The sequence below is a fragment of the Cobetia sp. BL01 genome, from assembly GCF_056493605.1.
Genome location: NZ_JBVBEE010000005.1, coordinates 72890 through 92842, shown reverse-complemented (window position 1 = coordinate 92842; position 19953 = coordinate 72890). Strand labels below are relative to the sequence as shown.

Sequence of the window (19953 nt, the reverse complement as noted above, 5' to 3'; positions counted from 1 at the left end):
ATCGCGTCGTGGATATTTCAGCGCGGCGCGAGATTCGATTGGCGTCCCAGCGCTCGAGTGAAATATAACTGCAATCAAGAGGCGTCATGCTAGGAGGGAGCCGCCTGCGCCAGACCCTGCTGCAGCGCTTCTACATCAATGCCACATGTCAGAGACCGCCTGCCTCGGCGGATGACTTCCCGGGAGAGGGTAATGGATATCACCAGCGATTCGCACGGCAAGCACATATCCCAGCAGTTCAATCACGAGCTGGATGCGCTGAAGACACACCTGCTGGCCATGGGCGGTCTGGTGGAGAAGCAGCTGCAGGATGCCGTCACGGCCCTGCTGGAGGGTGACAGCGAGACGGCGACACGCGTGCGTGACAATGACAAGGGCGTCAACGACATGCAGCTGAAGATCGACGACGAGTGCACCCGCGTGCTGGCGCGCCGTCAGCCGGCGGCCTCTGACCTGCGTCTGGTGCTGGCCGTGATTCGCGCCACCTCCGATCTGGAGCGCATCGGTGACGAGTCCAGCAAGATCGCGCGCAATGCCATCTCGCTGGTCGAGAACGGCCAGAGCCCGCGTGGCATGGTCGAGGTGCGTCACCTCAGTCAGCATGTGCGCAGCATGGTGCGTGACTCGCTGACCGCCTTCGCCCGCTTCGACACGGATCTGGCGCTCAAGGTACTGCGTGAGGATGCCTCGGTGGATCTGGAATACCAGAGCGCGATGCGTTCGCTGATGACCTTCATGATGGAAGACGCGCGCCAGATCACCCCGGTGCTCAACGTGATGTGGATTCTACGTGCGCTGGAGCGTATCGGGGATCACGCCGACAACCTCGCCGAGTACGTCATCTTCCTGGTCAAGGGCGTGGACGTGCGTCACACCGACACCCATGACCTCCAGCCGCAGGATCTCGACAAGCCCTGACGTGCAGGCCCCTTCCCCGGGGCCTGACGCCTGTCTGCCGATGACGCCCCGCCTCTGTCCCGCCGACGGAGTGCGGGGCGTCTGCCATTCGATGCGCCGACAGCTGCGTGGGACGGGTGGTAGTGCTAGGGTGTGGCTCCGGCCGCCCGAGGGCAGCCGCCTTTCACGAGATGACGAGGACGTCGCATGATTGATGCCGTATCGGCGCTGGTCCGCGGGACCCGCATGGTCTATACCCCCGGGCTACGCCGTTTCGTGTTCGTACCACTGGCGATCAACCTGGTGCTCTACAGTGCCACGCTGTGGCTGTTGTTCAGCCAGTTCGAGGGCTGGATCGATTACTGGATGCTCAAGGTGCCCAGCTGGCTGGAATGGCTGAGCTGGTTGATCTGGCCGGTGCTGGTGCTGAGTCTGTTGCTGGCGGTGTTCTTCACCTTCAGCCTGGTGACCAATCTGATCGCGGCGCCGTTCTACGGCATTCTGGCCGAGAAGGTCGAGCATCGTCTGGATGGCACCCTGATCGAAGATGAGCGTGGCCTGGTGAAGATCGGGATCGACTCGCTGGGGCGCGAGATGGCCAAACTGGGTTACTTCATTCCCCGCATGATCGCGCTGTTCATTCTCGGCTTCATTCCGGGCCTGAATCTGCTCTCACCGCTGCTGTGGGGGCTGTTCTCGGCCTGGAGCATGGCGATCCAGTATCTGGACTATCCGATGGACAACCATCAGGTCAGCTTCGGTGACATGAAGCAGCGTCTCAAGGCGCGCTGGTGGCCGTCACTGACCTTCGGTGGTGCCGTGTTCGTGCTGACGCTGGTGCCCTTGGCCAACCTGCTGTTCATTCCCGGGGCCGTGGCGGGTGCCGTCCTGATGTGGCAGAGCCACTACCGACAGCTGCCTGCCCCGCGCCGCTGAGCCAGGCTTTATCGCGAGCGTTGACGAACGCAGATACCACGACGCCCCGCCGTGACCTCATGCAGAGGGCGCGGCGGGGCGTTCGTGTCAGTGGGGCTGCAACCGTCAGGCAGTCGTCGCGCAGCGGCGTTCCACCGGGAAATGACAACGGAAGCGTGCGCCCTCGCCGGGCAGGCTGTCGATCTCCAGGCGGCCCTGATGGCGGATCAGCACATGCTTGACGATGGCCAGCCCCAGCCCGGTGCCACCAGTGGCGGTGCTGCGTCCCTTGTCGATGCGATAGAAGCGCTCCGTCAGGCGCGGTAGATGCACGGGATCAATGCCGTCACCGTCATCCTCCACCTCGACCATCACGCCCTCGCTGGTGCTCTGGCAGCGCAGCGTGATGTGGCAGTCTTCCGGCGTGTAACGCACCGCATTGAAGACCAGATTCGAGATCGCGCTTCTCAGCTCCTGCTCCTCACCCATCAGGGCCAGTCCGGGCTCGACCTCCACCGTGATGACATGCCGCTCCTTCGAGAGGCCTTCGGCATCTTCCCGGATACGTGTCAGCAGCTGTGCCATGTCGATGCGACGTCCTTCGCCCGACAGCTCGTCGGTCTCCAGGCGCGACAGGGTCAGCAGATCCTCGACGAGGTGCTGCATGCGGTCGGTCTGACTCTGCATCTGTCCCAGGCCACGCTGCCAGCGCGGGGGCAGGTCATCGGCATAGTCGGAATAGGTCTCGAGGTAGCCGGCCAGTACCGTCAGCGGCGTGCGCAGCTCATGGGAGACATTGGCCACGAAATCGCGGCGCATTTCCTCGAGACGGTAGAGACGGGTGACATCGCGCACCATCACCAGGCGCTCGTTGTCACCGAACAGGGTGATGGAGATCTGCAGGGTCAGGTTGTCGGAGAGCGGCGATTGCAGGGTCAGCGGCTCACGATAGGCCAGCCGATTGAAGTAATCGATGAACACGGGGTCACGCAGATAGTTGGTGACGTGCTGGCCGCGGTCGTGACTGGCCTTGAGGCCGATCAACTGCTCGGCAGCGCTGTTCCACCACTCCATGTCGCCGTGATTGTCGAGCATCACCAGGCCATCGCGCATCGCTTCCGAGGATTCCTGGATGCGGTTGAGGATACTGCGCAGTCGCTCCTGCGCCTGACGCTGACCCTTCTGGTAGCGATACAGACGATCGAGCAGATCCCCCCAGACGCCATCGCCGGGCGGCGGCTCTTCATGGGGGTTGGTGATCAGCCAGGTGTAGAGGCTCTTGAGGTGCTTGAGATGGACGAACAGGTACAGCGCCAGCCCCAGCGCCAGGCCCCAGCCCAGCAGGCCGAGCAGTCCGCCGACCAGCCCGAAGCCGCCCGCCAGATAGCCCAGCCGCCATAGCTCGTTCGTCCAGTAGCGCATCCGCGTCTCAGGCCTGGGCGCTGAAGCGATAACCGGTACCGCGGACGGTCTGGATCAAGTGCTGATGCCCCTCGCCCAGCGCCTTGCGCAGACGACGAATGTGCACGTCCACGGTACGTTCCTCGACATAGACATTGCCGCCCCAGACCTGATCCAGCAGCTGGCTGCGGGTGTAGGCGCGCTCCTGATGGGTCATGAAGAACTGCAGCAGGCGGTATTCGGTGGGGCCGACCTCCAGGGAGTTGCCGTGTGCGGTCACGCGGTGGCTGGCGGGGTCGAGCATCAGACCCTCGACTTCCACCGACTCCTCGACGCCCTTGGGCGTGGTGCGGCGCAGCACGGCCTTGAGGCGTGCCACCAGCTCGCGTGGCGAGAAGGGCTTGGTGATGTAATCGTCCGCCCCGGCCTCGAGCCCCTGGATCTTGTTGTCTTCCTCGCCCTTGGCGGTGAGCAGGATGATCGGCAGCTCCGCGGTGGTCTCGTCACGCTTGAGGCGGCGCGCCAGTTCCAGCCCGCTGGTGCCGGGCATCATCCAGTCCAGCAACAGCAGATCGGGCTTTTCATCGACGACGATGGCGTGGGCGTCCTGGGCATTGTCGGCCTCCAGCACGCGGTAATCCGCCATTTCCAGGGCGACGGCGATCATCTCGCGTATCGAGGATTCGTCGTCGACAATCAGTACGGTCTTGGAGCTCATCGCTAGATCCCATGCAGCAGTCGGCGCACGCGCCAGAATGACAAGTCGATGACGATTACAACCTGCTTATATGACAGTGAGATGACAATCGCCAGCTTGGCAGCTTGCCGCCCGGCTTGCCAGCGAGTCCCTCAACTCTCTCAAGGCGTGAATGCCACGCCTCGCCGCATGAGGAAGATCGCTGGCAGATCGGATGAGGACTCGGGCCCATTGGCCGGAAAGAGGGGTCAGGCAGCTGGCCAGGTCGCCAGCGCGATGCCCGCGAAGATCAGCAGGCCGGACCAGTGGTTGTTGAGAAATGCCTGGAAGCAGGGGCCACGCTCCCGCTCGCGAATCAGGCGCTGCTGCCAGACGAAGGTCACGGCCGCCGCGGCCAGCCCCAGCCAGTAGAAGATGCCCAGTGCCAGGTGCAGGCCGATGCCGATCAACACCGCCAGCATGCCCAGCTGCAGCAGACCGATCATCAGCGTGTCGGCGCGGCCGAACAGCACGGCGGTGGACTTGATGCCGACCTTGAGGTCGTCATTGCGATCGACCATCGCATAGGCGGTGTCGTAGGCCACCGTCCACATCAGATTGGCCGCGAACAGCCACCAGCCATAGGTCGGCACCTCCTCAAGCGTCGCCGCGAAGGCCATCGGAATCGCCCAGCCGAAGGCGGCACCCAGCACCACCTGCGGCAGATGATGGAAGCGCTTCATGAACGGATAGCTGGCCGCCAGCAGCACGGCGACGATCGACAGCAGCACCGTGGTCAGGTTGGTGAAGCACACCAGCACGAAGGCGGCCGCGACCAGCACACCGAACAGGGTCAGCGCCTCGCGCTCCGTGATGCGTCCTGAGGTCAGCGGGCGATCGCGGGTGCGTTCGACATGCTTGTCCCAGTGGCGATCCGCGTAGTCGTTGATCACGCAGCCGGCGGCACGCATCAGATAGACACCAGCCACGAAGATCAGCAGCGTATCGCGGTCCGGTAGCCCATCGGCCGCCAGCCACAGGGCCCAGAGGGTCGGCCACATCAGCAGCCAGGTGCCGATGGGGCGGTCCAGACGAGTCAGGGCGAGGTAATCGGCCAGTTTGGACGGGCGGGAAGCGGATGACGCTGACATCAAGACTCCTGATCGAACGGCAGTGGGGAATCAGAGTTCCAGAGCGTGCTGGAACCGAGGGGTGAAACCTTCCTGGACCAGTACCCGGAAGCGACCGTGCGAGAACATCGAGCGGCGCATCCACAGGCTGGCGGTGCGTGCCAGCGGCTGCGTGCTGGCAAGCCTCAGTGGCGCCCGGCTGACATCGATGGCGCTGCGGGTCAGGTCGGGCTGGCGGAACAGCCAATGGCCCAGCGAGCCTTCTCCGAGCGTCGAAAGACGGTGGCCATGGGCCAGGTCCAGCGCCGCCAGCGAGCGCGCGATCACCCAGGGCTCATCGCCATGACACAGGGCCACTTCGCGCCGCCAGACATGGCGTCGTGGCGCGATACCCAGCATCCGCGCCTCATCACGCCGGGCAGGGCCGGTGTCCTGCAGCAGCAGGCGCACGCGCAGCCCCTGACCATCGAGCATGCGCATGGCGTGATCGAGACGCTGGGTCAGCGAGTCGCTGGAGGACAGCCATGGCCACCAGCCGGCCGGCATGACGCCTTGCAGGCTCGCGGCGGGCTGCCAGTGGCGGCGGACCGCCGAGTCCATCGCTCTCTGGTGAGCGCAGGGAGTGCTGAGTTCCGAGCGAGACATGGCCCGGATGGCGATCTTGCCGGCAAACGCTGCCGAGTGGGAGTGACAGACCACGATGAATTCCCTGTCAGGATGACAAGTGGCGAGTCTAGCACGCCCGAACCGCAAGGCCTGCAGCGTGAGCATGCCCGCGCCAGTGGCAGGCTGGTATGCTGGGGCCCGACTACCCTCTTTTCCTCTCGGATCGATCTCAGGAGATGGCGCCATGCGCGACCCTCGTACCCTTGTCATCATCGGCACCGGCATGGCCGGCATTGGCCTGGCGCGTGCCCTGCGTTCGCGTGACAAGGACAGTCGACTGATCCTGGTCAGTCAGGACAGTGGCCACGATTACGCCAAGCCTCTGCTGTCCACCGCCTTTGCCAAGGGCATGAGCGCCCGGGCATTGGCACGGCAGACCTCCGTGGCCCTGGTGGATGAACTGGACGCCGAGCTGCGCACCCATCAGCGAGTGACGAGCATCGATACCCACGCGCGACAGGTCTGGCTGGGCGAGGAATGCCTGGCCTATGACGAGCTGGTGCTGGCACTCGGTGCCGCGCCGCGGCGACCCTTCCCCATCGATGACTCGGTCGGCTCGCGCGTGATGAGCATCAATGATCTCGATGACTATGCCGCCTTCAGCGCCACGCTGACGGCAGCGCGTGAGGCGGGGGAGAGTGGCCGTGTCGTGATCGTCGGTGCCGGTCTGGTGGGGTGTGAATACGCCAATGACCTGAAAGCCGCAGGACATGAGGTCACCCTGGTCGCGGCGGAAGACACTCCGCTGGATGGCTTGCTTCCCCAGGCGCTCGGCCAGCGACTTGGCAAGGCCTTCGATGCCATCGGCGTGCGTCGGCTGCAAGGCGAGATGGTCGAGACCATCACCGCCGGCAAGGCAACGCAGGCGCCCGTCAGCGTGGTGCTGCAGAGTGGTCATGCGGTGGAGGGCTCGCTGGTGCTGCTGGCCACGGGGCTCGCGCCACGCATCAAGCTGGCACAGGGCGCGGGGTTGAGTGCTGGTGGGGACGGCATCCGCGTCGATCGTCACCTTGCCACCTCCCGGCCGCATGTCTGGGCGCTGGGAGACTGCGCCAGTGTCGAAGGGGTCAATGCCATGTACGTGCAGCCCCTGCAGGCCGCGGCTCGGGTGCTGGCCGCCAATCTGTGCGGCGAGGCGGTCGAGCTCGACTGGAAGGCCTGGCCCGTGCTGGTCAAGACACCGGCGCTGCCCATCGTGGCCTACCCGCCTCGGACGGCCGTGGCGCGCTGGGACATCACGGGCGAGGGAGATGATCTCGATGCACGCGCTCTCGATGCGAACGAACGCTTGATTGGATATGCGTTGACAGGCGCCTCCGTTCGCAGGAAAGTCGAGCTGGCGCGGCAGGCACCGCCGTTGCTAGGCTAGGCGATGCCATGGCCGATGGTCGCAGACCCCTTGAAGCCAGCGTAGTCAGGCACGATAGTGAAGTTTCCGTCACAGAGCGTCAGGCGAGAATCAGGGACGACGTGTTACCGGTGACGTTCACCCCGTGAAAGGGGGACCCGGTATCGCATCGCCCAAGCGCCATGCAATGCCAGCAAGTGCAGCAACATCCGTGCAAGAACAACATTCGTGCAAGAACAACAATGAATCGGCGGCTGAGCCGCCCGTGCAGAATGCCAAACCAGGAGGGCTTTTCATGCGCAAGCCAGAACTCGCTGCGGCCATCGCCGAGCGTGCGGATCTGTCCAAGGACAAGGCTAGTCAGGTGTTGAACGTGATTCTCGACGAGATCACCCACACGGTCGCCAAGGGCAACGATGTTTCATTGATTGGTTTTGGCTCCTTCACGGTGCGTCAGCGTGCAGCGCGTACCGGCAAGAACCCCCAGACAGGCAAACCCCTGACCATCCCGGCCAGCAAGACAGTGGCCTTCAAGCCGGGCAAGTCATTGAAGGATGCGGTGACCAAGTAAGTCTGGTCCACGCCGCCGCGCCCCTGCTGGCGTGGCGGCCCGCCATGCTTGCCCGATGTCAGTATCGATGCCACCGGCTCCGCCACTCGGGCCCGGTGGCATTTTGTCATGGACGGTATCGATGGCTGTTCGCGGCTGACCGCTTGACCGTGCCGCCTCTCAAGGAAGGAATGACGCCATGAAGCTCAAGTTGCTGTTGTGGGTACTGGGCCTGCTGCTCAAGCGTGCCTTCCGGCGCGACCCCGAATTTCGCGCTCAGCTCGAGACGCGTTCGCTGGATTGGGGCGTTGCCACGGAGGATCTGAGCATCGCGCGTCATTATCGGATGTCTCGGGAAGGTGTGACCTCCGGCACCGGTCTGCCGGTGGATACGGAGCTTGAGCTGCGCTTCGCGGAGGCTGAGAGTGCGGTGGCCTTCCTGCTCAAGCCGTCTCCCAAGGCCTTCTTGAATGGCATGATGGAGCAGCGCGTGCGTCTGGTCGGGGATTCCGCCCAGCTCAATCGTCTGCAGTCATTGCTCAAGCGGATTCGCTGAACCGACGGCCATGCCGTAGTGACCCAAAAAAACGCCCCGCTGATCTGCTCAGCGGGGCGTTTTTCGTGAGGGCACGCAAGGTGTCACAGCAGATGCTTGAGGCCCGGGATGCCCTCGATGACCTGGTCGACCACACCATCGCCGGCTTGCTCGCGCGCATAGCTCAGCGTCTCATCGGCCACGCCACGTGCCTGATCCATGTTCAGGTCCAGTCCCATCAGCTTCTGGCCCAGCTCCAGTGCTCCCCCTCCGCTGCCTCCGGTGAATGCACTGACCGCCCCCATCAGGCCGCCCATGAGGCCACCGCCCCCGGACTCGGCGGCTTCCTCGCCAGCGCTGCCGATCAACCCTTCGGCGCCCGGAATGGCCCCCAGCAGTGATGCCGCCGGCCCATCCGGGCCCTGTTCACGCACGAACTTGAGAATGAGGCCGACCGCCTGTTCGGCAATCTCTGGTGACAGCCCGAGGGCGCCAGTGACACGTTCGATGAGTGGGTGCATCGGTATTCTCCATGAAATCCGGGGTAGGCATGAGTGGGTAGCATGAGTGGGTAGAGTGGCACGGACGGAGAGTTTGGCGCCTGAAGCGCTTGCCAACGCTTGTGTGAGCCGGAGCTATCGGACACGGCAGAACAGGGTGGTATGCTAGCGGCATAAATCTAAAGTCTAATGCGCTGCTCGCGCCCTGGTCACGGAACACTTCATGACACGCTCCCTGCAACACTCGCTCATCCACTCCCTGCGTCGACTGTGGACGCTGGATGCCTTCAGCTATTCGCTGCGCATGCTCATCGCGCTTGGCGGTGTGATGGCGGTAGGGTTCTGGCTGGACGAGATGGCGCTGGTGATCCCGCTGTTTCTCGGCGTGATTGCCTCGGGACTGGCGGAAACGGATGACCATTGGCGCGGGCGACTGCGCGCGCTGGGCATGACACTGGCCTGTTTCAGCATCGCCGCCGTCTCGGTGGAGCTGCTGTTCGGCATGCCGTTGCCCTTCGTGATCGGCCTGGCGCTGGCCACCTTCACCTTGCCGATGCTGGCGGCGATCGATGCCCGCTACGGGGCCATCGCCCGCGCCTCGCTGATTCTGGCCGTGTACACCATGATCAGTCTCGAGCAGCAGCATGGAGATGGGCAGATCGCGCTGCTGGAGCGCAGCCTGCCCGAGTGGCTGCGTGAGCCGGGACTGGGCATCAATCTGGTCCAGCCGTTGCTGCTGGTGATCGGCGCGACCTGGTACGGACTGCTGTCGGTATTGTGGTGCGCGCTGTTCTCGCGTCAGCCGCTCAAGCACAGCATGGCGACCCTCTACCGTGAACTGGGCCGCTATCTGATTCTCAAGGCTCAGCTGTTCGAGCCACTGCGCAACGTGGATCGCTCGGCGCGTCGTCTGGCGCTGGCGGAGCAGAATGGTCGTGTGGTCGTGGCGCTCAACCAGACCAAGGAGATGGTCTTCCGGCGTCTCGCCGGGCGGCGCGACACCAGCAAGCTGGATCGCTACCTGCGGCTCTACTTCATCGCCCAGGACCTTCATGAGCGGGCCAGTTCGAGCCATTACCCCTATGGCCAGCTCAGTGATGCCTTCTTCCATCACGATATCCTGTTCCGCTGTCAGCGCCTGCTGGAGCAGCAGGGCGGCGCCTGCAAGGGACTGGGCCGGGCGCTGCTGATGCGTCAGCCCTTCGAGGCCAGTGACAGCCAGCAGGCGCTGGAAGACCTCAACGCCTCGCTCGAGTATCTCAAGCAGCAGCATCGGCCTGAATGGCGTCATCTGATGCAGGCGCTGGAGGCGCTGGCGGGCAACCTGCGGTTGATCGAAGGGCAGATCGAGCGACTCGGCGATCTGGAAGCCAGCAGCAGTGAAAGCGACAACAGCCTGCTGGATCGCTCGCCTCACGGCACGCGGGACATGCTCGAGCGCATTCGCAGCCATCTGACCCCGCGCTCACCGATCTTCCGTCATTCACTGCGCCTGACCGCGACCCTGGTGGCCGGCTATGGCGTGCTGCTGGCGGTCCACCCGACCCAGGGCTACTGGATTCTGCTGACGGGGCTGTTCGTCTGCCGGCCCAGCTTCGGCGATACCCGGCGCACCCTGGCTCAGCGCATCGTCGGTACCTTGATCGGTCTGCTGGCCGGCTGGGCGCTGATCAGCCTGTTCCCGGCCCCCACCCTCCAGGCCGGCATCGCCGTGGTCGCGGGGGTGCTGTTCTTCGCCACGCGCGGGTCACGCTACACCCTGGCGACGGCGGCCATCACCCTGATGGTGCTGGCCTGCTTCAACCAGGTCGGTGATGGCTTCGATCTCATCTGGCCGCGACTGTTCGATACGCTGGTCGGTGGCCTGCTGGCGGGGCTTTCCGTGGTGTTGATCCTGCCGGACTGGCAGGGCCGCAAGCTCTATCGTCAGGCCGGTGTCAGCCTCAAGACCAGCGGGCGCTATCTGGGGGAGGTGCTGTCCCAGTATCGCCACGGCAAGCGCGATGACCTGGCCTATCGCCTGGCGCGGCGCAATGCCCACAATGCCGACGCCGCCTTCTCGAGCCTGCTGGCGACGGCGCGCAAGGAGCCGGGCCATTTCCGGCGTGACGTGGAGCCGGGCTTCGGCTTCTTGCTCCATGCCCATACCGCGCTGGGGTATCTGTCGGCATTGGCGGCGCATCGTGGTGAACTGGAATCCACCTCGTCCGCCAGCAGCGGCATCGAGACGCTGTTGCGCCATGGCGAGCGCCTGAGCCAGCAGCTGACGGCATTGGGTGAGCAGCTGGAGGCGGGCGGCGAGATCACCCTCACGCTGGAAAGCGATCATGAGATCGCGGCGCTGGAGGCCGAGATCGAGCAGGTCGAGTCCACCACCGGGCGCCTGGCGCTGTCACAGCTGATTCTGGTGCTGCGGCTGTTGCAGCCGCTGGAAAGTGCCGGCACCCAGCTGATCAAGGCCAGCCGCGCCAGCTGAGGGCTGGCGCGGCTGGCAAGTGGCCAGATGAACGAGTGACCAGGTGAACGAGTGCGTTGGGGGGCAGGTGGGCAGGGCGCTCAGACGGCGCCGTATTGGCCAGCCGCCTCCCCCAGCCAGCGGCGGATCAGGGGCTCCGCGGCCTGGGGGGCCTCAGTGAGAATGGCGTCGGCCAGGGTGGTGGTCGGGGCGATCAGGTCGCTGTCACGCTCGAGATCGGCGATCTTCATCCCCGCCAGTCCCGTCTGACGCGTGCCCAGCACTTCGCCGGGCCCGCGCAGCTCCAGGTCCTTCTCGGCGATCTTGAAGCCGTCGGTGGTCTCGCGCATCACCGCCAGGCGTTGCCTGGAGTGCTGAGAGAGCGGCGGATGATAGAGCAGCACGCAGAAGCTCTCGGTACTGCCACGCCCGACACGCCCGCGTAGCTGGTGCAGCTGCGACAGGCCGAGACGCTCGGGGTTGTCGATCACCATCAGGCTGGCATTCGGCACATCGACCCCGACCTCGATCACCGTGGTGGCCACCAGCAGGTCATGTTCGCCTTCCTTGAACGCCGCCATCACCTCGGCCTTCTCGGCCGCCTTCATGCGGCCGTGCACCAGACCGATGGACAGCTCCGGCAACGCCTCGGTCAGCTCGTCACGCGTCACCTCGGCGGCCTGACAGGTCATCACCTCGGATTCCTCGATCAGCGTGCATACCCAATAGGCCTGACGACCCTCGGCGCAGGCGGCGCGAATGCGCTCGACCACCTCGGGACGCCGCGGGTCGGCCACTGCCACGGTCTGTACCGGGGTACGCCCCGGGGGAAGCTCGTCGATCACCGAGAGATCGAGATCCGCGTAGGCGCTCATCGCCAGAGTGCGCGGGATCGGCGTGGCGGTCATGATCAGCTGATGGGGGGTCAGGCCGCCGGCCTCGCCCTTCTCGCGCAAGGCGAGACGCTGATGCACGCCGAAGCGATGCTGCTCATCGACGATCGCCAGCCCCAGGCGCTGGAAGGTCACGTCGGCCTGGAACAGTGCGTGAGTCCCGACCACCATGCGTGCCCGGCCATCGGCGATGGCCGCCTTGGCATCCAGCCGCGCCTTGCCCTTGAGCTTGCCGGCCAGCCACGCGACCTCGATGCCCAGCGGCTCCAGCCATTCGCGGAAGTTGCGATAGTGCTGCTCGGCGAGGATCTCGGTGGGGGCCATCAAGGCGGCCTGACAGCCGCCACCGATGGCGATCAGGGCCGCCATTGCCGCCACCACCGTCTTGCCCGAGCCCACGTCGCCCTGCACCAGGCGCAGCATCGGCACTTCGCGCGCCAGGTCACGGCGTACCTCATCCAGCACACGGCGCTGGGCGCCGGTCAGCGAGAAGGGCAACTGGGCAAGAAAGCGGGTGCTCAGGCCACCGCTGGCGCTCAACGAGGGGGCGCCATCCTGCTGGATGCGCGCTCGCACCTGCCGCAGGCTCAGCTGATGGGCGAGCAGCTCTTCCTGGGCGAGACGCCGCTGACTGGGATGCACGCCGTCGCTCATCTGATCGACGGGCGCATCCGGCGGCGGCTCATGCAGGAAACGCAGGCACTCGATCACCCCGGGCAGGCGAAAGCGTGCGCGCAGGGCCTCGGGGATCAGGTCCGGCAGCTCATGGGGCGTCTCCTCGAGCTGCTTGAGGGCCTGGCCGATCAAGCCGCGCAGGCGCGCCTGATTGAGTCCTTCGGTGGCCGGATAGATGGGGGTGAGGTGGTCTTCCACCGGGGCCGCGCCCTGACCGAGCAGACGGTATTCCGGATGATAGATTTCGAGACCGGTGGCCCCGGCACGCGCCTCGCCGAAGCAGCGCACGCTGTGGCCACGCTGGAACTGCTGTTGCTGGGCGGGAGAGAAGTGGAAGAAGCGCAGACTGAGGATGCCGCTGCCATCGCGCAGGCGCACCAGCAGGCTGCGCCGGCGACCCTTGACGATGTCGCAGGCCGTCACCTCGCCTTCCACCACGGCCTCCATGCCGCTCTTGAGCGTGCCGATGGGGGTGACGCGAGTCCTGTCCTGATAACGCAGCGGCAGGTGGAAGAGCAGGTCCGCCACGCGCTCCAGTCCCAGCCGCGACAGCTTCTCGCTCAGCGCGGGGCCGACCCCGCTCAGGCTGTCCAGCGGTTGCGCCAGCGCGCCGGTGGCAAAGACACCGGCGCTGGCGGGCCCGGCAGATGAGGCGTCCGTGCCCGCCCTGCTCATGCCGGTTCGTGGCTCTGGGAAGCGGAACCCTGCATGCCGTTCTCGTTGCTCTGGCGGGCGCGGGTCGAGCACTCGGCGATCGCCTGGCTGATCACGTCAATCGCCTTGGGGCGCGGGAAGCTGGCACGCCATGCCAGGGCCACGCTGCGGCTGGGGGCGGGGTCCTTGAAGGGACGTGTCTCGAGCACGCCGCTCTCGTAATGGCCGGTACCGGTGGCCGAGTAGGGCAGCACGGTGATACCGAGGCCTGAGGCGACCATGTGACGAATGGTCTCCAGCGAGCCCCCCTCGGCGATCAGGGTGTTCTCGGGATTGTTGATCTGATGGCCGATGGCCGGACACGCCTCGAGAATCTGATCACGGAAGCAGTGGCCCTCGCCCAGCATCAGCAGACGCTCATTGATCAATTGCTCCTTGGCGATGCTGTCCTGTTCGAGCAGCGCGTGACCCGATGGCAACAGCACCTCGAAGGGTTCTTCGTAGAGCGTCTTGGTCAGCACGTCGGTCTCGGTGAAGGGCAGCGCCACGATGATGATGTCCAGCTCACCGTTTCTGAGCTTGCGGCGCAGATCGCCGGTCATGCCTTCCTCGATGTAGAGCGGCATCTTCGGCGCACGCCGCGTCAGTTCCGGCACCAGATGCGGAAACAGGTAAGGTCCAATGGTATAGATGGCGCCGATGCGCAACGGGCTGGAGAGCTGATCCTTGCCGGCATTGGCCAGCTCCTTGATCACGCTGGACTGTTCCAGCACGCGCTGGGCCTGCTGAACGATCTTCTCGCCGAGCGGTGTGACCTGTACGGTGGACTTGGAACGCTCGAACAGTGCGACTCCCAGCTCCTCTTCCAGCTTCTTGACGGCCACCGACAGGGTCGGCTGCGAGACGAAGCAGCGCTCTGCGGCGCGTCCGAAATGACGCTCCTGGGCCAAGGTTACGATGTAGCGGAGTTCTGTTAGAGTCATGATTCCTGCCCGGAACTGGCATCCTGGGATGCGGTGGGTACCGATTCGTTTTACCAAGGAGCACGGCAAAGGTGAAGAAGACGAGTCTCATCCTCGGTTGTGGCGACGTTGGCAGCGCGCTGGCGCGCGAGCTGCTCAAGGCCGATCAGCACGTCATCGGTGTCAGACGCGATGTGTCCAGGCTGGCGGATCTCGGTATCGAGACGCTGGCACTGGACATCACCGCGGAAGGTGCTCTGGCCAGCTTGCCAGATGCCGACACCGTGGTACACGTGCTGAGCGCTGACCACTTCGACGAAGACGCCTATCGGGCTGCCTACGTCGATGGCATTCGTGCGCTGGTCGCGGAGCTGGAATCGCGTGCCAACCCGCCGACACGCGTATTCTTCGTGTCCTCGACCTCCGTCTACGCCCAGAAGGAAGGCGAAGAGGTCGACGAGCAGTCCCCCACCGACGCCACCAGCTTCTCGGGGCAGCTGATGCGGGAAGGCGAGCAGGTCCTGCTCGACTCCTCGCTCAATGGCACCGTGGTGCGCTTCTCCGGTATCTACGGGCCGGGTCGCGACATGCTGATCCGTCAGGCGCGCGATGGGCGCATCGCCGCCAGCAATCCGCCACTCTACTCCAACCGCATCCATCGTGACGACTGCGCGGGGGTGCTGGCGCACCTGATCGCACTGAGTCTCGAGGGCAAGCCGGTCGAGCCGATCTACCTGGCCACCGACTGTGATGGTGCACCGCTGCACGAGGTGATGGCGTGGTTGGCACGTCAGCTCAAGGTCGAATCCACCGAGGTGATCCAGTCGCCGCTGCGGCGTCGCTCCAGCAAGCGCTGCGGCAATGCGCTGCTGCTCGAGAGTGGCTATCGCTTCCGTTACCCGACCTTCCGCGAGGGCTATGCCGAGGTGCTCAAGGAGCATGGCGTGACGGTACCGGAGAGCGAGCTTTCCGGACGCTGAGCGCCGCACGGCGATTGACTTGTCCACAGGAGGTCGCGCGTGACGCATCCTGACCGGCTGTGGACAAGTCGAGGCGCCGGGAGCCAAGGCTGCCTGGCCCGATAACTGACAGTGCCCGCCCCGGGTTTCCGGGGCGGGCACTGTCGTTTCAGCAGACCACGTTTCAGCAGGTCAGGCATTTCGGCAGATCAGGCGGCAAGATCCACCGTGATCAGTCGCCGATGACCATCACGCCTTCGGCTTCGAAGGCCACGCCCTTGGGCAGTGCCTTGACGCCGACGGCGGCACGCGCCGGGAAGGGCGCGCTGAAGAACTCTTCCATCACCGCGTTGACGCGAGCGAAGTCATCGAGGTCCGTCAGGTAGAGGTTGAGCTTGACGATGTCGCCCAGGCTGCCGGCGGCCTCTTCACACACGGCGCTCAGGTTGGTGAACACCTGACGCGCCTGCGCCTCGATACCGCCTTCGACGACTTCCATCGTCTGCGGGTCCAGCGGAATCTGGCCGGAGAGATAAACGGTGTTGCCCGCCTTGATGGCCTGGGAGTACGGCCCGATGGCAGCGGGTGCCTTGTCGGTGTTGATGATCGCGCGATTGCTCATGTTGTGCTCCTTGTGACTGTCTTTCCTACTGGTCTTGTGCCAGTTGCCTTGTGACAGTGAATTGCGATTGTGTTTGTGAGTGCGCTGCTCGCCTGTCTCGGCGAGGTGTCGGGCAGAGGCCCGTCGTGTCCATGGACGACCTTGCGGAAGTCCCAAAAACGAAAACCGCGCCGCCCGCCGGTGGCGAACGACGCGGCCTTGAATCCGATCAACTGATGACGCGGGTAATGCGCTCCACGTGCAACAGGTTGCGCATGCGCTTGATGATGCGTGCCAGATGAATGCGATCACGTACCGCCAGGGTCAGATTGACGATGGCCAGGTGAGCGTCGCGCTCCTCGATACCGATGCGTTCGATATTGGCTTCCGCGTCGGTGACGAGTTCGGCCAGCTCGGCGATCAGCCCGCGCTGGGTCTGGGCTTCGATGCGCAGGGCGACGGTGAAGTCGCCTTCGATCTGCTCGGCCCAGGTCAGCGGGAAGACACGCTCCGGATCGCTGGCCAGCTCGGTCAGATTGCTGCATTCCTGACGATGGACCACCAGGCCCTTGCCGGCTGACAGGTGGCCCATGATGGGCTCTCCTGGCAGCGGGTGGCAGCAGCGTGCATAGCTGGTGACCATGCTGTCGCCGCCACTGACCTGCATCGGCCCGATGCCACTGTCCTCCGGCTGGACGTTGCCATCCTTGGCCGAGAACTTGGGCTGCTGTGCCGCGGGACTCATCCTGTCGTTCAGCAGGCTCTGCGCCACGCTGTAGGCGGCGCGGGTACCGAGACCGATGGACTCGAGCAGATCATCACGCCCGCCTTCCAGCTCAAGCTCCGCCGCCAGGGTATCCAGGCGCTGGGGCGGCAGCTGTTCGAGGGTGATGTCCAGGCCGGCGAGTGCCTTGATCAGCAGGCGCTGGCCCAATGCCACGGACTCGCTGCGCTGCTGATGCTTGAGGTAGTGGCGAATGGCGGAACGCGCCTTGGCGGTGGTGACGAAGTTGAGCCACGCCAGGTTGGGCTTGGCACCCGGTGCGGTGATGACCTCGACGGTCTGGCCGCTCTCCAGTGGCGAGGATAGCGGCGCCAGATGACGATCGATGCGACAGGCGATGCAGCTGTTGCCGACATCGGTGTGCACCGCATAGGCGAAATCGACCGCCGTCGCACCGCGCGGCAGCTCCATGATGTCGCCCTTGGGGGTGAACACGTAGATATCATCGGGGAACAGGTCGTTCTTGACGTGCTCGATGAATTCCAGCGAGTTGCCGGCATGGCGCTGCATCTCGAGCAGGCCGCGTACCCACTCGCGGGCACGTGCGTGGCTGCCGGCGCCGATGGGACGGTCGGTCTGCCCGGCCTTGTACAGCCAGTGGGCCGCGATGCCGTTGTTGGCCATCGCTTCCATCTCGCGGGTGCGGATCTGCACCTCGATGGGCATGCCGTTCATGCCGAACAGCGTGGTGTGCAGACTCTGGTAGCCATTGGCCTTGGGGATCGCGATGTAATCCTTGAAGCGTCCCGGTACCGGCTTGTAGAGATTGTGCACCACGCCGAGGATGCGATAGCAGCTGTCCACGTCATCAGTGATGATGCGGAAGCCGAACACGTCCATCAGTTCATTGAAGGGCTTCTGCTGGTCACGCATCTTGCGGTAGATGGACAGCAGATGCTTCTGACGGCCGATCACCGAGCCGGGCAGCTGATCGCGCTCCAGCGCGTTCTGCAGGCTGGCCTGGATCTCGCGCATCAGGGTACGACGATTGCCTCGCGCGGCGGTGACGGCACGCTTGATGCGTTCGGAGCGCATCGGGTGCAGCGCCTGGAAGGACAGATCTTCCAGTTCGACACGGATGGTGTTGATACCGAGGCGGTTGGCGACGCGGGCGTAGATCTCGAGCGTCTCACGGGCGATGCGCCGCTTCTTCTCGGGGCGCAGGGCACCGAGGGTACGCATGTTGTGGAGACGGTCGGCCAGTTTGACGATGATGACGCGGATGTCCTGGGACATCGCCAGCACCATCTTCTGGAAGTTCTCGGCCTGAGCGACGGCCTTGTCCTCGAAGGTGATCTGGGTCAGCTTCGAGACGCCATCGACCAGCAAGGCCACCGGCTCGCCGAACTGGCCGGCCAGTGCCTCGAAGGTCACGCTGGTGTCTTCGATGACATCGTGCAGCATGGCCGCCATCAGGCTCTGATGGTCCATGTGCATGTTGGCGAGAATGTTCGCCACCGCCAGCGGGTGGGTCACATAGGGTTCACCGGAACGCCTGCGCTGGCCATCGTGGGCCTGCTCGGCGTAATAGAAGGCGCGCCTAACCTGACGGATCTCTTCCTCGGGAAGATAACCGCCCAGGCGGTCTGCCAGGTCATCGATCGTGAACATTCAGCGGCCTTGGCTCAAGGTGGTTCCGGGCCCGCACCCCGCGTGATGGCCATGATGGCGCGACGTTGGAGGTGCGGATCAGCACACGTACAGGAGAGGGAGAGCCGGGGCTCAGTCCTCGATCTGCGGCAGTACCGGCTTGCGCTGGATCGGAGCTTCGACCGGCTCATTCAGGATGTCGCGGTTGACCAGACCCGCCGCCACTTCGCGCAGGGCCAGCACGGTCGGCTTGTCGTTTTCCCACGGCAGTTGGGCGTTGCGGCTGCCACGTGACAGCTGACGGGCACGACGAGTGGAGATCATCACCAGCTGGAAGCGGTTGTCGACGTTCTCGAGGCAATCTTCTACGGTTACGCGGGCCATGGCAGTGCACCTTCAATAGCGGGATATTCGGGGGTTCGCTGTCGGCGTGTAATCAGCGCAGAGTGCCGCGACCGCTAGGGGCCGCATACCCTGATCATCTGACAGTATCTCGCACACGACGCAAGCACAATGCCGCTGCGCCAGCCCGCCAGGGGCGAGACAGCGCAGCGGCCAATGATTCTGAAAGGGAATCGAGTCTACTCGACGCCCTTGTGGCGTGACAAGTAGGGCGCTATCCGGTGGCGCGACATGGCGCGCTCTCGGCGGCGTAAGCGACCAGAGCGCGCATGATCAGCACCGTAGGCCGCAACAAGTCCTTGTCATGCCTGGACTTCGTGCACGGGCGTCATCCGGCGAGCAGGGAGTCCAGCAATGCGGCATGGCGCGCCTGGACGCGCGGGCGGCGTGCGCGCTCGGCGGTGATCAGACTGCACAGCTCGTCCAATGCCTGAGTAAAATCATCGTTGATGACGATCAGGTCGTACTCGTCGTAGTGGGACATCTCGCTGACGGCGTCACGCATGCGCCGGGCGATGACGTCTTCCCCATCGGTACCGCGGCCGGACAGACGCTCGAGCAGCGCTTCACGCGACGGCGGCAGGATGAAGATGGAGACGGCTTCCGGCACCTGGGCGCGTACCTGCTGGGCACCCTGCCAGTCGATCTCGAGGATGACGTCCTCGCCCTTGCTCAGGCGAGCTTCGACCGCCGGACGCGAGGTGCCATAGAAGTTGTCGAAGACCTGGGCGTGCTCGAAGAAGTCGCCCTGCTCGATCATCGTCTTGAAGTGATCGACATCCACGAAGTGGTAGTTGACGGCATCCTGCTCGCCCGGGCGCTGGCCGCGGGTGGTGTGCGAGACGGATACGCCGATGCCGTCCATGCGCTCCAGCAATGCCTTGACCAGTGTGGTCTTGCCGGCGCCGGAGGGCGCGGAAATGATGTAGAGAGTGCCACGGGCGTTGCTGGCGGCAGTGGAGGGTGCTGATGATGTCGAAGACATGGAAGGGATCCGCTTGCTGTCGCTGAATCGGCGCATTATCGCACACTCACCCCTGCTTGGGCTGCAGGCAGACATGACGGTGTCATGTACCGATGTTGCACTTCCGGCACCACAGTTGTCGTGATGAATCGGTTGGGCCGGCGTGGCGTTATCTGCAACAATGGTCGTATATTTCATTGATCGCTCAAGCATCGGCCAGCCCGCGAGTCGGCTCGGCCCCATGAGGGATCGCACGGTTTGCTGACGCCTCGCCCAAGGCAACTTGAGGAGGGTTGCCGCAATACCGTTTGCCAGACGATAGAGCAGCGCCATGACGTGCAGCAGGCGTCCAAGAGAGACGCCACGCACGAGCGCATCACCTGTTACCTGTCCCGC

General features: G+C 64.6%; 18 protein-coding genes. 7 read left to right on the top strand and 11 right to left on the bottom strand.

What is annotated here, in order from left to right; translation table 11 throughout:
* Positions 1 to 192: 192 nt before the first annotated feature.
* Both phoU and cysZ read left to right on the top strand, forming a co-directional pair.
* Positions 193 to 918, top strand: a complete 726-nt coding sequence (gene phoU / locus ACZYGA_RS11035) for a phosphate signaling complex protein PhoU (RefSeq protein ID WP_479399187.1) — start codon at positions 193 to 195, stop codon at positions 916 to 918.
* A gap of 186 nt (positions 919 to 1104) precedes the next feature.
* Positions 1105 to 1833: a sulfate transporter CysZ gene (cysZ, locus tag ACZYGA_RS11030; RefSeq protein WP_084207711.1), complete on the top strand. Its 729-nt coding sequence runs from the start codon at positions 1105 to 1107 to the stop codon at positions 1831 to 1833.
* Positions 1834 to 1938: 105 nt separating this feature from the next.
* Here cysZ and phoR read toward each other — a convergent pair whose 3' ends face one another.
* The 4 genes from phoR to ACZYGA_RS11010 form a co-directional block, all read right to left on the bottom strand.
* On the bottom strand, positions 1939 to 3234 hold the full coding sequence (gene phoR, locus ACZYGA_RS11025) for a phosphate regulon sensor histidine kinase PhoR (RefSeq protein ID WP_279855721.1): 1296 nt from the start codon (positions 3232 to 3234) through the stop codon (positions 1939 to 1941).
* A gap of 7 nt (positions 3235 to 3241) precedes the next feature.
* Entirely contained in the window at positions 3242 to 3931 is a 690-nt protein-coding gene (gene phoB / locus ACZYGA_RS11020; RefSeq protein WP_077379851.1) for a phosphate regulon transcriptional regulator PhoB, read from the bottom strand.
* A gap of 227 nt (positions 3932 to 4158) precedes the next feature.
* The gene (gene ubiA, locus ACZYGA_RS11015) at positions 4159 to 5040 is read right to left on the bottom strand and encodes a 4-hydroxybenzoate octaprenyltransferase (protein ID WP_084207713.1); all 882 of its coding nucleotides are present in this window, start codon (positions 5038 to 5040) and stop codon (positions 4159 to 4161) included.
* A 30-nt stretch (positions 5041 to 5070) separates the two neighbouring features.
* Positions 5071 to 5718: a chorismate--pyruvate lyase family protein gene (locus ACZYGA_RS11010; RefSeq protein ID WP_240704350.1), complete on the bottom strand. Its 648-nt coding sequence runs from the start codon at positions 5716 to 5718 to the stop codon at positions 5071 to 5073.
* Positions 5719 to 5869: 151 nt separating this feature from the next.
* Here ACZYGA_RS11010 and ACZYGA_RS11005 point away from each other — a divergent pair, with 151 nt between their 5' ends.
* From ACZYGA_RS11005 to ACZYGA_RS10995, 3 genes are all read left to right on the top strand, one after another.
* Positions 5870 to 7054 carry an NAD(P)/FAD-dependent oxidoreductase gene (locus ACZYGA_RS11005; protein WP_279855719.1) on the top strand — a complete coding sequence of 395 codons (1185 nt, stop codon included), beginning with the start codon at positions 5870 to 5872 and terminating at the stop codon, positions 7052 to 7054.
* Positions 7055 to 7328: 274 nt separating this feature from the next.
* Positions 7329 to 7604, top strand: a complete 276-nt coding sequence (locus tag ACZYGA_RS11000) for an HU family DNA-binding protein (RefSeq protein ID WP_024952843.1) — start codon at positions 7329 to 7331, stop codon at positions 7602 to 7604.
* A gap of 178 nt (positions 7605 to 7782) precedes the next feature.
* Complete coding sequence (locus ACZYGA_RS10995; RefSeq protein ID WP_136939521.1) at positions 7783 to 8139, top strand: hypothetical protein; 357 nt, start codon at positions 7783 to 7785, stop codon at positions 8137 to 8139.
* An 83-nt stretch (positions 8140 to 8222) separates the two neighbouring features.
* Here ACZYGA_RS10995 and ACZYGA_RS10990 read toward each other — a convergent pair whose 3' ends face one another.
* Entirely contained in the window at positions 8223 to 8639 is a 417-nt protein-coding gene (locus ACZYGA_RS10990) for a DUF2780 domain-containing protein (RefSeq protein ID WP_077379862.1), read from the bottom strand.
* 202 nt (positions 8640 to 8841) lie between these two features.
* On the opposite strand from ACZYGA_RS10990, the gene yccS reads away from it, so the two are divergent.
* Positions 8842 to 11094: a YccS family putative transporter gene (gene yccS / locus ACZYGA_RS10985; RefSeq protein WP_136939522.1), complete on the top strand. Its 2253-nt coding sequence runs from the start codon at positions 8842 to 8844 to the stop codon at positions 11092 to 11094.
* 80 nt (positions 11095 to 11174) lie between these two features.
* On the opposite strand, the gene recG is transcribed toward yccS, so the two are convergent.
* Both recG and ACZYGA_RS10975 read right to left on the bottom strand, forming a co-directional pair.
* Positions 11175 to 13316, bottom strand: a complete 2142-nt coding sequence (gene recG / locus ACZYGA_RS10980; RefSeq protein ID WP_077379866.1) for an ATP-dependent DNA helicase RecG — start codon at positions 13314 to 13316, stop codon at positions 11175 to 11177.
* Positions 13313 to 14278 (bottom strand): hydrogen peroxide-inducible genes activator, encoded by a 966-nt coding sequence (locus ACZYGA_RS10975; protein WP_077379868.1) that lies wholly within the window; start codon positions 14276 to 14278, stop codon positions 13313 to 13315. Before ACZYGA_RS10975 ends, recG begins: the two co-directional genes overlap by 4 nt.
* Before the next feature lie 71 nt (positions 14279 to 14349).
* Here ACZYGA_RS10975 and ACZYGA_RS10970 point away from each other — a divergent pair, with 71 nt between their 5' ends.
* On the top strand, positions 14350 to 15237 hold the full coding sequence (locus ACZYGA_RS10970) for an NAD-dependent epimerase/dehydratase family protein (RefSeq protein ID WP_077379870.1): 888 nt from the start codon (positions 14350 to 14352) through the stop codon (positions 15235 to 15237).
* 211 nt (positions 15238 to 15448) lie between these two features.
* Here the strand turns inward: ACZYGA_RS10970 and ACZYGA_RS10965 are convergent, their stop codons facing one another.
* From ACZYGA_RS10965 to gmk, 4 genes are all read right to left on the bottom strand, one after another.
* Positions 15449 to 15838, bottom strand: a complete 390-nt coding sequence (locus tag ACZYGA_RS10965; protein ID WP_077379872.1) for a RidA family protein — start codon at positions 15836 to 15838, stop codon at positions 15449 to 15451.
* 208 nt (positions 15839 to 16046) lie between these two features.
* The gene (locus ACZYGA_RS10960) at positions 16047 to 18212 is read right to left on the bottom strand and encodes a RelA/SpoT family protein (RefSeq protein WP_479399185.1); all 2166 of its coding nucleotides are present in this window, start codon (positions 18210 to 18212) and stop codon (positions 16047 to 16049) included.
* A 111-nt stretch (positions 18213 to 18323) separates the two neighbouring features.
* Complete coding sequence (gene rpoZ / locus ACZYGA_RS10955) at positions 18324 to 18575, bottom strand: DNA-directed RNA polymerase subunit omega (RefSeq protein ID WP_077379876.1); 252 nt, start codon at positions 18573 to 18575, stop codon at positions 18324 to 18326.
* A gap of 346 nt (positions 18576 to 18921) precedes the next feature.
* Complete coding sequence (gmk, locus tag ACZYGA_RS10950) at positions 18922 to 19578, bottom strand: guanylate kinase (RefSeq protein ID WP_077380016.1); 657 nt, start codon at positions 19576 to 19578, stop codon at positions 18922 to 18924.
* Positions 19579 to 19953 lie beyond the last annotated feature (375 nt).

Coding starts and splice junctions, on each gene's coding strand:
- gmk (WP_077380016.1), bottom strand. CDS start 19,578: ATGTCTTCGACATCATCAGCACCCTCCACTGCCGCCAGCAACGCCCGT.
- ubiA (WP_084207713.1), bottom strand. CDS start 5,040: ATGTCAGCGTCATCCGCTTCCCGCCCGTCCAAACTGGCCGATTACCTC.
- ACZYGA_RS10995 (WP_136939521.1), top strand. CDS start 7,783: ATGAAGCTCAAGTTGCTGTTGTGGGTACTGGGCCTGCTGCTCAAGCGT.
- phoR (WP_279855721.1), bottom strand. CDS start 3,234: ATGCGCTACTGGACGAACGAGCTATGGCGGCTGGGCTATCTGGCGGGC.
- rpoZ (WP_077379876.1), bottom strand. CDS start 18,575: ATGGCCCGCGTAACCGTAGAAGATTGCCTCGAGAACGTCGACAACCGC.
- ACZYGA_RS10975 (WP_077379868.1), bottom strand. CDS start 14,278: ATGACTCTAACAGAACTCCGCTACATCGTAACCTTGGCCCAGGAGCGT.
- phoU (WP_479399187.1), top strand. CDS start 193: ATGGATATCACCAGCGATTCGCACGGCAAGCACATATCCCAGCAGTTC.
- ACZYGA_RS11000 (WP_024952843.1), top strand. CDS start 7,329: ATGCGCAAGCCAGAACTCGCTGCGGCCATCGCCGAGCGTGCGGATCTG.
- yccS (WP_136939522.1), top strand. CDS start 8,842: ATGACACGCTCCCTGCAACACTCGCTCATCCACTCCCTGCGTCGACTG.
- phoB (WP_077379851.1), bottom strand. CDS start 3,931: ATGAGCTCCAAGACCGTACTGATTGTCGACGACGAATCCTCGATACGC.
- cysZ (WP_084207711.1), top strand. CDS start 1,105: ATGATTGATGCCGTATCGGCGCTGGTCCGCGGGACCCGCATGGTCTAT.
- ACZYGA_RS10960 (WP_479399185.1), bottom strand. CDS start 18,212: ATGTTCACGATCGATGACCTGGCAGACCGCCTGGGCGGTTATCTTCCC.
- ACZYGA_RS10965 (WP_077379872.1), bottom strand. CDS start 15,838: ATGAGCAATCGCGCGATCATCAACACCGACAAGGCACCCGCTGCCATC.
- recG (WP_077379866.1), bottom strand. CDS start 13,316: ATGAGCAGGGCGGGCACGGACGCCTCATCTGCCGGGCCCGCCAGCGCC.
- ACZYGA_RS10990 (WP_077379862.1), bottom strand. CDS start 8,639: ATGCACCCACTCATCGAACGTGTCACTGGCGCCCTCGGGCTGTCACCA.
- ACZYGA_RS11005 (WP_279855719.1), top strand. CDS start 5,870: ATGCGCGACCCTCGTACCCTTGTCATCATCGGCACCGGCATGGCCGGC.